Origin of the sequence: Euzebyella saccharophila, from assembly GCF_014855495.1 — a bacterium.
Lineage (GTDB): Bacteria > Bacteroidota > Bacteroidia > Flavobacteriales > Flavobacteriaceae > Euzebyella > Euzebyella saccharophila.
Genome location: NZ_JACYFJ010000001.1, coordinates 173,374 through 185,300 on the forward strand (window position 1 = coordinate 173,374; position 11,927 = coordinate 185,300).

The window sequence follows — 11,927 nt, forward strand, 5'->3', positions numbered from 1 at the left end:
CTCTTGCAGCGAATATGAATCTACCAGTCAAACAGCGGTTCAGTTGATAATTTCCTAAAATTAAAAGCCCTAAAGCCCTGTATTTACAAATATTGCAACAAAATTACCAGTATACGCTTCAGGAGTTTTATCCAATAGAATAGCACAAAAATATATTTGTCTTACATGTTTTGCCGTACAAGCTGATCGCGGCACATTCAACTTAACTTAAACTCAACATTATGATCAAACTCAAATTGGCGTGTATTGCTTTATTTGTAATGGTAGGTCATTACGCAATGGCGCAAACAACCGTGAGTGGTATAGTGTCCGACGAGGCTGGAGTTCCCCTTCCGGGAGCCTCCGTTGTTGTTTCGGGAACCACTAACGGTACACAAACTGATTTTGACGGGAATTTTTCCCTGTCAGACGTTCCATCAAATGGAACATTATCTGTTAGTTACATAGGTTATGTAACCCAACAGATACCTGTAAATAGTAGAACAACCATTAACGTAACGCTGACCGAGGACCTTCAGGCTTTAGATGAAGTTGTAGTAGTAGGTTATGGTACACAATCTAGGGCCGAGGTCACAGGAGCTATAACCACCGTAGGATCGGAAGAAATAGCAGCTCTGCCCGTAGCAAGTGCCGATCAGGCACTGCAGGGCAGAGCTGCGGGGGTTACCGTTTTGAACACCGGATCACCGGGTGCAGCCCCTGTAGTACGTATTCGTGGTTTGGGAACTATGAACAATAACGATCCTCTTTATGTTATTGATGGGGTTATTGCCGGTGGATTGGGAGACCTCAATCCAAACGATATTGAATCCATTAATGTATTAAAAGACGCTTCAACGACTGCTATCTATGGTTCATTGGGTTCTAATGGGGTAGTTATGGTTACAACCAAAAAAGGAAAAAGAACAGGAAAAACCGTTGTTAACCTTGATTCCTATACAGGAATTCAATTTTCTAATAACCGATTTGACATTCTGGATGCTCAAGAATATCTTCAATTTGCAGAAGAAGCCTTTAATATAGTTCCTACTTCACCACTTTCCAACTCTAACAATAACACAGATTTTCAAGATGCTCTCTTTAGGACGGGAATTCTTCAAAAAGTAGATTTTGGAATCTCTGGTGGGACTGAGAACGGTGATTTCAGGTTTTCGGCTGGATATCTAGATCAGGAAGGCGCTATAATAGAGACCGGATTTGAGCGATTTTCCTTTCGTGCAAACAGTAATTTCAGCATAGGAAGATTTAGATTCGGCGAAACTATGGCCGTCTCTTTTAATACTCAAAATCCAGAGCGAAATCTTGGTGATCGCTCCTTACTAGAACATGCCATAAAAATCCCTCCTTATCTTCCAGTTTATAATTCAAATAACCTTGGTGGTTTTCAAGGCCCAAGCTCAGGATTGGATGGGCAAGACGCTGAAAACCCGGTAAGGGTTCAAACTCTAGGAGAACATATTAACAAATCATCCGCTATTATCGGTAGTCTTTTTGGGGAATTCGATATTTTTGATGGTCTGACCTTTAAAAGCCAAGTTGGTTTGGAGTACAGAAACTCCAATACCGACATTTTTAGACCATCATACAATGATGATAGTGAAGGTGCTACCCATGCTTCAAATTTTGCTGCTATCACCAAAAATTCAAGTTTAAGGAAGTCTATTATTCTTACCAACAGTTTAACATATAATAAAACCTTTAACGACCTTCACAATTTTGAAGTTTTACTATTGGCTGAAAAACAAGATAGAACGGACGACCTTTTGAACTCGAATAGCCAGAATCCAATAACGGATGATCTGAACCAAGTTTCTAACGAACAATCATTTTTGCAATCACAATCATTTGAGTACAACCGTATTGGTTATTTGGCTCGTTTAAACTATAACTTTGACCAGAAGTATATTCTTGCTGCATCTATTAGACGTGATGCTTCCTCACGATTCGGTTCCAATAACCGATGGGGTAATTTCCCTTCTGTGGCCTTAGGGTGGAATATTGCAAGAGAGGAATTTCTTTCCAACACTTCAATTAGCACTTTAAAACTTAGAGGCTCTTGGGGTATAACGGGTAATGATAGAATAGGTGATTATCAATATAGCGCCACTCTATTGGCTAATTTCTTTTATCCAATTGGAGGTGGACTTGCGACAGGAACTACAGCCGGCGGATTGGCAAATCCTGATTTAAAGTGGGAGGAAACTACCATGCAGAACATAGGTTTAGATTTTGGTCTTTTCGATGGAAAGTTCACCGGTGCAGTTGAGTATTATAATAATACAAGTGATGATCTTTTAATGAGCAGACCTTTACCTGGTTCTTTGGGAATTCACTCCGGTTCTGTAACTGAGAATGTAGGCAGTGTTGAAACCAAAGGTTTTGAAGTAAGTCTAGGTTATAACGATTATGAGGGAGACTTTACTTGGTCTGCCAATCTTAATTTAGGAACTACTACCAATGAAGTAAAATCCTTAGGAGCTAACGAATCGCTCTCAGGAGGAACCTTTGAAGCACAACAGATTTCTAGGGTAGAAGTAGGAGAACCCCTTTTCTATTTCTTTGGACTTGAAACAGACGGATTATACCAATCAGAAGCTGAAGTTCAGGCTCATTTAGGCCCCGACTCCGACAAACTGCCAGGGGACATTCGTTTTGTTGACCAGAATGGTGATCAGACCATAAATGCAGATGATCGTGTAAAAATTGGAAACCCTTATCCGGACCTTACCTATGGATTAAACTTGAATGCCAATTACAAGCAATTGGATTTTAATATGTTCATTTCCGGTGTTGCAGGTGTGGACGTTTATAATACCAATATCTATGATTTGGAAGGAATGCCAAGATTATTCAATGCGGGAACCAATGTTTTAAATAGATGGACAGGGCCAGGCACTTCAAATTCTGTTCCTAGAGCAGATGGTAGTCCTCAAAACTTTAATTCAATTTCAGATCGTTTTGTAGAAGATGGTTCTTACACACGCTTAAAAAATGTTACCCTAGGGTACACTTTGAATAATTCATCTTTGAATGAGTATGTTTCTAAATGCAGAATTTACATAAGTGGACAGAACTTGATTACCCTTACAGACTATTCTGGACTTGACCCAGAAATAGGTAACCCGTTGACCAACGATGGTGGTGACCGAAGATATGAATTGGGTATTGACCGAGGTAACTATCCTCAACCTAAATCAATCTTACTAGGAGTTCAATTATCATTCTAAAAAAAATCACTATGAGAAATAATAAATTTATCCTAACGATTCTTGCCAGCTTGGGCTTAGTTCTTAGCTGCAACGAGGAATCATTGGAGCTCACCAATCCTAACGAACTTTCGCCGGATACGTTTTTTCAAAATCCAGTTCAGGTTCAATCTGCCGTAAATGCTGTATATTCCAATTTGCAGACACGTGGTCTTTACAGTAGGCATATGTTCTTTATGATGGACAATATGGCCCATGAAAATGGTGGTAACAACCAATTAGAGGCTGATAAAAGGCAGTATTTGGATTTTACATTTGATTCAAGTCATGGGGCAATTGGCGCCTATTGGGAAAGTTGTTACCGCGGTATCAACAAAGCCAACTTTGTAATTGAGAACGAATCAATCATCAATGAAATCCTTCCCTCTGTAATGAGTAATGCCGATAAACAAAAGGCCATTGCAGAAGCCAAGTTTTTGAGAGCCCTTTTTTATTTTCTGATTGTTACCAGATATGGTGACGCCCCTTTAATTACTTCCCTTCCTCCTGATGATGGCGTTGGTTTGCCAAAAAATAGCAAGGACGAAATTTATGAACAAATCATTAAGGATTTACAAGAAGCCATTCCCGCTTTAAAAACTAAAGGGGAAGAAGAAAACGGGCGCGCTACAAAAGGAGCCGCACAAGGACTTCTCGGTAAGGTTTATCTCTTTCTTGAGAGGTATGATGATGCCTTGGCCCAATTTAATTCTCTACAGGGTTATGACTTAGAGGAAGATTATTTCAACAATTTTAAAGAAGAAACGGAATTTGGAATTGAATCTATATTTGAAATTCAATATGATGACGACCTAGGATTTAGCGCACAATGGAACTCTGACAGAAGCGGGGAAGGTCCTAATGAAGCTACCTTTAGAGGTCAGGAGTATGGTTTTAATGATTGGTTCAACGTATTTCCGTCAGATGATCTTTTAAACGAATACGAGGATGGAGACATTAGATTTGAACAATCTTTTTATGTAAATGGAGATACTTTTGGGCCGGACAGTACTTTGGTTGTAGACCATTTTCCAAGTAATGGTGGTGGCAATGCCGGTTGGTCCAAATATAATAACTATTACAAGGACGCCAATGAAGACCAAACCTCAGGTATAAACTTCAAGTACATGAGATATGCGGATGTGCTCCTAATGATGGCGGAATGCGAAAGTATGCGCCCTGGAGGAGATCAAGATACTGCAATTGGATTAATAAATAGGGTTCGTGAAAGAGCCGGTCTAGCCCCTCTTGCTACAGGTTTATCACAATCTCAGGTATTTGATGCACTGGTTCATGAGAGAAAAGTAGAGTTGGCTGGGGAACAATGTAGATTTAATGATATTATCCGTTGGGGGATTGCAGATACAGAACTGGCCGGAACTAATTTTCAGGTAGGAAAACACGAATTGTTACCTATTCCACAGGCTGAAATAGATGCAAACATTAATATTACCTCGGCGGACCAAAACCCTGGTTACTAAAATTTTTATTTAAAATAGTTTCTTTAAGTTAGTTTAGTTTTTTCATTAAAACAGCGTGTTTGGTTGCACGCTGTTTTTTTCCATTTACGAGACAATTATAGATTTCTTTTATTAAGTTGAAATATATTATGAAGCAACTCGCTATTATCATTGGGTTACTTTTAAGTTTACTTTTTGGGTGTAAAAGTGACGAAGAATTGGATAAGGGTAAAAGTAAAAAGATATTCTCAACTCTAAGAGCAGAGGACTCTGGTATCGATTTTAAAAACCTCCTAACTGAAAATGACTCTTTAAATTATTTCACATATTCCTATCTCTATATGGGTGGTGGTATTGCAACTGGGGATATTAATGGGGACGGGCTTTTAGATATTTACTTTACCGGGAACCAAGTATCCAACAAATTATATCTGAACAAGGGAAATTTGCAATTTGAAGATGTTACCGAAAAAGCTGGAGTATCAGGAGATAATAGGTGGTATACAGGTGTAACAATGGGAGATGTAAACGGAGATGGACTATTGGATATCTATTGCTCTGTAGGAGGTAAATTTGGACCAAAGGACAATCAACTCTTTATAAATAATGGAGATGGAACTTTTTCCGAAAAAGCGAGTGAATATGGTCTTAACGATATAGGAAATAGTGTTCAGTCCACATTTTTTGATTATGATAAAGATGGAGATTTAGACCTATATGTTGCAAATTACCCTCCAACGAAATTTGATTCCCCTACTTTTGTTTACACATATAAAATGCAAAATACAAAGGAGGTTGAAAGCAATCATTTATTCAGAAATGATGGCGGGGTCTTTACCGATGTAACTAAAGAAGCAGGTCTATTTGCCTTTGGCCTTTCCTTAAGTGCAACCGTGGGTGACCTCAACAATGACAGTTGGCCAGATGTATACGTGTCCAGTGATTTTAACTCTCCTGACCTTCTCTACTTAAACAATCAAGATGGCACCTTTAAAGAGGTTGTAAAGCAAGCCACATCCCATACCGCATTTTACGGAATGGGTGCGGACATCTCGGACTTTAACAACGATGGTTTCTTGGATATCTTTCAAGTAGACATGGATGCCAAAACCAATAGAAGAAAAAAAGCCAACATGGCAAGCATGAACCCCCAACTCTTTTGGGACGTAGTAAATGCAGGCTTTCACTATCAGTATATGCATAATTGCATGCAATTGAATTCCGGGATTTTTAATGAGGACGGTATTCCGCATTTTTCCAATGTATCTAGAATTACGGGAACGTCCTCCACAGATTGGAGCTGGGGTCCCCTATTTGCAGATTTTGATAACGACGGCCATAAAGATTTGTTCGTTAGCAATGGTACCCGTAGAGAGATTAATAACAATGATTATTTTAATAGGCTTAAAAAGGTGGAACTAGAACCTGATACCTTATTGCAGCTAAGTATGCAAATACCCTCTGAAAAAATTGACAATTTCATGTTCAAAAATCAAGGTAATCTTCAATTTACAAGGACCAACCAAGAATGGGGTATCGAATTTGAGGGATTCTCGAATGGGGTTGTCTATGCAGATTTGGATAACGATGGGGATTTGGAAGTGATCACCAACAATATAGATGACAAAGCATCCATTTTTGAAAACCACAGTGCAGACCAAAACAATTATCTTAAGGTTGCCTTTAAAGGCCCCGAGGGTAATCAATTTGGAATTGGGTCAAGAGTTTATGCCTCTACCAAGGAATCCACACAACTCCAAGAACTTACATTGACCAGGGGATTTCAATCCTCCGTTGCTCCAGAACTACATTTTGGATTTGGCAAACTAAAAAGTATTGATACCCTTAGGATTGTGTGGCCCAATAACAAGGTAGAAATAAGAACTAATGTTTCTGTAAATCAGAAAATAACGTTCAACCATTTGGAAGCCGGAAATATTGAACCAATAGAGTCAAATACAACCCAACTGTTTACATCAACTAATCTTGACAATTTCCCTAAATACAAGCATGAAGAGAACAATTTTGACGATTTTAAGAAACAAGTCCTACTTCCTCATAAAATGTCCTCTTTTGGTCCGGCAATAGCAGTTGCAGATATAAATAATGATGGTCTTGATGATTATTATATTGGTGCCTCTTCAGGCAAAATGGGAAAATTGTATACCCAAAGGGAAAAAGGATTTATTGAGGTCGATAACAGCTTTTTACTCTCAGATGTTAAAAAAGAAGATGTTGGAGCCCTGTTTGTGGATATAGACCAAGATGGAGACAAGGATTTATATGTGGTTAGTGGTGGTTACGAATTCACTCATGATTCACCTCACCTACAAGACCGAATCTATATAAATGATGGAGAGGGAAATTTTGAAAAATCTCCCAACGCCCTACCAGCAATGCAGGTAAGCGGATCCAAAGTATATCAATTGGATTATGATAAAGATGGAGATGAAGACCTTTTAGTTCTCGGAAGACAGGTGCCAGGAAAATATCCATCGCCGGCAAAAAGCTACTTACTAAAAAATATAAGTGAAGGAGAAGAAATAAAGTATATTGTTGATTCAGTTTGGCAACCCAAGGAATTTGATAATTTGGGTATGGCAACTGCGGCCGTTGTAACCGATTTTAACGGCGATAAACAAACAGACCTTTTAATTGTAGGAGAATGGATGCCTATTAGAGCATTTAAAAACACGGGTACTACTTTTGAAGAAGTATCTGCAGAAATGGGACTTGATGAAAACTTGACGGGTTGGTGGTGGAGTATTGCCCAAGGGGATTTTGACAAGGATGGAGACATAGATTATGTAGTTGGTAATAATGGCCTCAACTATAAATACAAAGCATCTGAAAATGAAACTTTTGATATTTATGTAAATGACTTTGACAAGAACAACAAGCAGGATATAGTGCTAAGTTATTATAACGAAGGAAAACAATATCCTTTAAGGGGTCGTGAGTGTTCTTCACAGCAAATACCGGGTATTAAACAAAAATTTGAGAATTACGCCAGTTTTGCCCAAGCTACCTTAGAGGATGTTTACACGGAAGAATCTCTTAGTTCCTCCTTACATTATCAAGTTAAATCTTTTAGTAGTATTTATTTGGAAAATGAAAATGGAAAATTGGCAGCAAAAAAATTACCTATAGAAACACAACTTAGTAGTATCAACCAATTTTTGGTAAATGATTATGATAAAGATGGGAACCTAGATTTACTTATTGCTGGTAATTTATTTGCCTCCGAAATTGAAACCCCCCGTAATGATGCAGGGCACGGATACTTTCTTAAAGGAGATGGACTAGGAAATTTTAAGGCCCAACCGGCTTCAAAAAGTGGATTTTTTGTTCCTGGAGATGTAAAAGATTTACAACCCATCACCTATAAAGAACAGGATTTCATTCTAGCGGTAAAAAACAATGATTACCTTCAACCTATTAAAGTTCACTAATTACCATACGGATCAATGGTTTCTATGCTTCCATCTGCATTATGGGTCAATTTAGCTACTTTGACCGAACGCAAATGAGTAACCCCCTTAGAAAGACTTGAATCGTGATAAAAAAGGTACCATTGGTCCTCTACCTGACAAATGGAATGATGGGAAGTCCACCCCACCACAGGATTTAAGATTCTACCTCCGTAGGTAAAGGGTCCGTAAGGCGAATCGCCCACCGCATAACAGATAAAATGAGTGTCTCCAGTAGAATAAGAAAAGTAATACTTTCCATGGTATTTGTGCAACCAAGCAGCTTCAAAAAACCTACGGTCATTATCACCCGCCAATAAGGGGTCTCCGTTCTCATCTACAATCTGAATCTCTTTGGGCTTTTCGGCAAATTCAAGCATGTCATCGCTCATTTTTGCAACGTAAGGCAACAGTGCAGGTTCGTCATCTTTGGGTAAGAACGCTACGGGACTTTCAGGCTGATCAGGGTTAAATGTACCTTCTCGCCAGCGCTGCAACTGTCCGCCCCATAGTCCGCCAAAATACATGTAATAATCCCCGTCCTCATCTTCAAAAACGGCCGGGTCTATACTAAAACTATTTTTTATTGCTTCCGGTTGGGGAATAAATGGACCATCCGGAGTATCACTTACCCCTACCCCAATCCTAAAAATACCATCATAATCCTTTGCCGGAAAATACAAGAAATACTTGCCGTTCTTATGTGCGGCATCGGGTGCCCACATCTGCTTTTCTGCCCAAGGAACATCATTTACGTGTAGGGCCTCGCCACAATCTATTCCTTCAGAATCCACACTATCCATGGCAATTACATGATAATCTTCCATGGCAAAATGACTCCCCAAATCATCAAATGCCTCTCCGGCATCAATATCATGCGATGGATAGATATAAATTTTACCGTCAAACACATGAGCCGAAGGATCTGCGGTATACATATGCTTGACCAAAGGCTGGGAAATAGCCTTTTTATTAAGTTCTTCAAAATCTATGTGTGCTATAGAATCTTCTGGCATACTTCTTTATTTAATTAAGTTAAGTGGCGCTGGTTCTTCTTTTACTTAGTTCTGTCTCAATCTCCACCTCCATTTTTTTATTGATTTCGTAGAAAAACAAGAGTCCCGCTCCTACAAAAAATGGTATGGCCGGAAAAATACTTACCAGCAACTTTATTCCTTCTATGGCCGCGTCCGCTTGTTCCGGAGCTTTTGCTACATAGTTGAAAACTCCCAATACCCAAGTGGTAATGGCTCCCCCTATACTCAGACCTGCTTTTAAACCTACCATCATGGCCGAAAAAATAATGGCAGTTGCGCGGCGGTTATTTTTCCAATCGGAATAATCTGCAACATCTGCAATCATTGCCCACAGAATGGGAATGGTGATACCATAGAAAAACCCATGACAAATTTGTGACAAGAACATGAGCCCCACGGAATCTGGTTTAAAGACATAAAAAAGGGCTACAAACACTGCAGAAACGAACAAAAAGGTACCAAAAACGTCCCGCTTTCCATATTTATCCGCCAAACCTTTTGAGAGCGTGATACCTACAATCATAAAAATAATACCCCCCGCATTAAAAAGTCCGAACCCTGCCGAAATAGGGTCCTCTCCAAACTGATTGAGTCCTATACTCGAAAGAGAATCCAATATGGGAGCTATGAAGGTGGCCAGGCTTTCCTTATCCACAAAATTTTCAAAATAATACACATAAGCTCCTCCCTTCATTGCCAAGGTGATGAAAACCAAGGTGGTCAAAGTAAGCATTATCACCCAAGGTCTGTTCTTGACCAAATCACCTAAATCTTCCATCACACTGGACTTCTGTTCCGGTGCAGGAACAATCCGCTCCTTCGTGGTCAAGAATGTGATTATTAGCATAAGGGTACCAACAATGGCCAATACCGTCATCACTTTTTCGATGCCCAAGGCCATGTCTCCTCCTCCAGCGCTTTTGATGATTCCCAACATAAAAACCTGTACAAAGAATTGTGCGAACATAACCGCAACAAATCTATAGGAAGATAGACTATTGCGTTCACCCATATCCCCAGTTATCACCCCGCTCAAGGCAGAATAGGGTAAGTTGTTGGCAGCGTAGAGCAACAATAACAAGGTATAGGTCACAATGGCATAAATTACTTTTCCCTTATATGAAAAATCTGGCGTAGTGAAGGCAAATAAAGCAACGGCACCCAAGGGTATAGCTGTAAACAACACCCAAGGTCTAAATTTCCCCCATTTGGAATAGGTTCTATCTGCCAAGGCACCAATTAAAGGATTAAATACAAAAGCTGCAATAAGGCCAACCGTAAGCATTATAGCAGATGAATCCTTGGGAGAAAGGCCATAAATATCCGTGTAGAAAAAGGCCAAATAAGTAATCAAGGTCTGAAAGACCAAATTGGCGGCCAAATCACCAAGGCTATAGCCAATTTTTTCCCTAACGGATAGTTTCTGAGATTGAGATGTCATAGTAAGTTGAGTTGGGTTTCAATACTAGTTCTTGAGTGCCAATACACTTTTGTAGGCGTCCTTTGGCCTGTAGGACCTATCAAACAACAACGGATAATTGGTCCGGTTCTTTATAGGCCAGCCATTTAGCCAAGAACTACCATCATTAATTCCCCAAAAGGTGACACGGTCAATTTTATCCTTGTGTTTAAGAAATAGTTTAAAAATACTTTGGTAACGATCGGCCAATTCACGCTGTACGGAATCTGGTAAGCTCTCGGGATAGGGATTCATAAATTCGCTTCCTTCAAAATTCTGACTCACTTCTGCGCCTTCCAAATCCCAAGGATAGGGCAAAACGGTAATGTCCAGTTCCGTTATGGCCACTTTTACCCCCGCCTTATGATAGGCTAAAATACTTTCCTCAATTTCCTCTAAGGAGGGTCCTTTTAAATTCCAATGCCCCTGCATACCTACAACATCAATTTTAAGTCCCTTATCCTTTAATTGTTTGACAATTGATATGGCCCCGGCCCTTTTTTCGGGATTGGTCAAATTGTAATCATTGTAGGTCAATTGGGCTTCTGGATCAGCCTCGGCAGCCAATTCAAATGCCCACTCGAGATATTTTTCTCCCGCGAGCTCGTAAAATACCGACTCTCGTAAGCTTCCGTCTTCTTTTAAAGCTTCGTTCACCACATCCCAAGAATCAATTTTACCTTTATACCTTCCCACGATGGTATTGATATGGTCTTCCATAACTTCCTTCAGCTCTGTGCTATCCTTTACTTCCGTGACCCACTCTGCTAATTGACTGTGCCAAACTAAGGTGTGCCCTACGGTAAAAAGCTGATACCTTTCCCCCAAGTCAACATACGCATCCGGAAGGCTAAAATCATAAACCCCCTTACCTGGATGTATATGCATCCACTTCATAATATTTTCTGGGGTGATACTATTAAACTCTGTCTTTAATAGCTCTAGCCCCAAACTATCTCTTTTTTCAATTAAAGCATCATTAACGGCGGCCCCTATAAAAAAATCATCTTTATAATTCTGCTTTAGTCCGATGGGTTTCGAAGGTAGTTCCTTCTCTGAAGTCAGCTTCTTGTCATGTTCCTTACAGCCGAACAAGGTGAAAAGAATAAGAACGAATAATGCATACAAAAGACGATAAATATGAACCATAGTTTAATATTGATACCGGGCACGCATTTGGAAAATCGGCATATTCCATATCCAATTAAGCGCAAAATCCTGTTTAAGGACGGTATGGTGACAACTATGTAAAAATC

6 protein-coding genes are annotated in these 11,927 nt (G+C 39.6%); 3 read left to right on the top strand and 3 right to left on the bottom strand.

Annotation, left to right across the window (positions count from 1 at the left end; translation table 11 throughout):
* Positions 1-221 precede the first annotated feature (221 nt).
* The 3 genes from IL355_RS00735 (at position 222) to IL355_RS00745 (ending at position 8,157) form a co-directional block, all read left to right on the top strand.
* The gene (locus tag IL355_RS00735; protein WP_192460304.1) at positions 222-3,227 is read left to right on the top strand and encodes a SusC/RagA family TonB-linked outer membrane protein; all 3,006 of its coding nucleotides are present in this window, start codon (positions 222-224) and stop codon (positions 3,225-3,227) included.
* Between the two features lie 11 nt (positions 3,228-3,238).
* A complete protein-coding gene (locus IL355_RS00740) occupies positions 3,239-4,726 on the top strand; it encodes a RagB/SusD family nutrient uptake outer membrane protein (protein WP_192460305.1) in 1,488 nt (495 codons plus the stop codon).
* A 128-nt stretch (positions 4,727-4,854) separates the two neighbouring features.
* Complete coding sequence (locus IL355_RS00745; RefSeq protein ID WP_192460306.1) at positions 4,855-8,157, top strand: VCBS repeat-containing protein; 3,303 nt, start codon at positions 4,855-4,857, stop codon at positions 8,155-8,157.
* Here IL355_RS00745 and IL355_RS00750 read toward each other — a convergent pair.
* The 3 genes from IL355_RS00750 to IL355_RS00760 are packed head-to-tail and all read right to left on the bottom strand — an operon-like array spanning position 8,154 to position 11,820.
* Complete coding sequence (locus tag IL355_RS00750) at positions 8,154-9,191, bottom strand: glycoside hydrolase family 43 protein (RefSeq protein WP_192460307.1); 1,038 nt, start codon at positions 9,189-9,191, stop codon at positions 8,154-8,156. The two genes, IL355_RS00745 and IL355_RS00750, sit on opposite strands and share 4 nt — an antisense overlap.
* Before the next feature lie 19 nt (positions 9,192-9,210).
* Positions 9,211-10,653: an MFS transporter gene (locus IL355_RS00755; RefSeq protein ID WP_192460308.1), complete on the bottom strand. Its 1,443-nt coding sequence runs from the start codon at positions 10,651-10,653 to the stop codon at positions 9,211-9,213.
* A 24-nt stretch (positions 10,654-10,677) separates the two neighbouring features.
* Entirely contained in the window at positions 10,678-11,820 is a 1,143-nt protein-coding gene (locus tag IL355_RS00760; protein ID WP_192460309.1) for an endo-1,4-beta-xylanase, read from the bottom strand.
* Between the last annotated feature and the right edge of the window lie 107 nt (positions 11,821-11,927).

Bases quoted from the DNA above. Each gene is read 5' to 3' on its own strand.
- IL355_RS00745 (WP_192460306.1), top strand. From the start codon at position 4,855: ATGAAGCAACTCGCTATTATCATTGGGTTACTTTTAAGTTTACTTTTT.
- IL355_RS00750 (WP_192460307.1), bottom strand. From the start codon at position 9,191: ATGCCAGAAGATTCTATAGCACACATAGATTTTGAAGAACTTAATAAA.
- IL355_RS00735 (WP_192460304.1), top strand. From the start codon at position 222: ATGATCAAACTCAAATTGGCGTGTATTGCTTTATTTGTAATGGTAGGT.
- IL355_RS00760 (WP_192460309.1), bottom strand. From the start codon at position 11,820: ATGGTTCATATTTATCGTCTTTTGTATGCATTATTCGTTCTTATTCTT.
- IL355_RS00740 (WP_192460305.1), top strand. From the start codon at position 3,239: ATGAGAAATAATAAATTTATCCTAACGATTCTTGCCAGCTTGGGCTTA.
- IL355_RS00755 (WP_192460308.1), bottom strand. From the start codon at position 10,653: ATGACATCTCAATCTCAGAAACTATCCGTTAGGGAAAAAATTGGCTAT.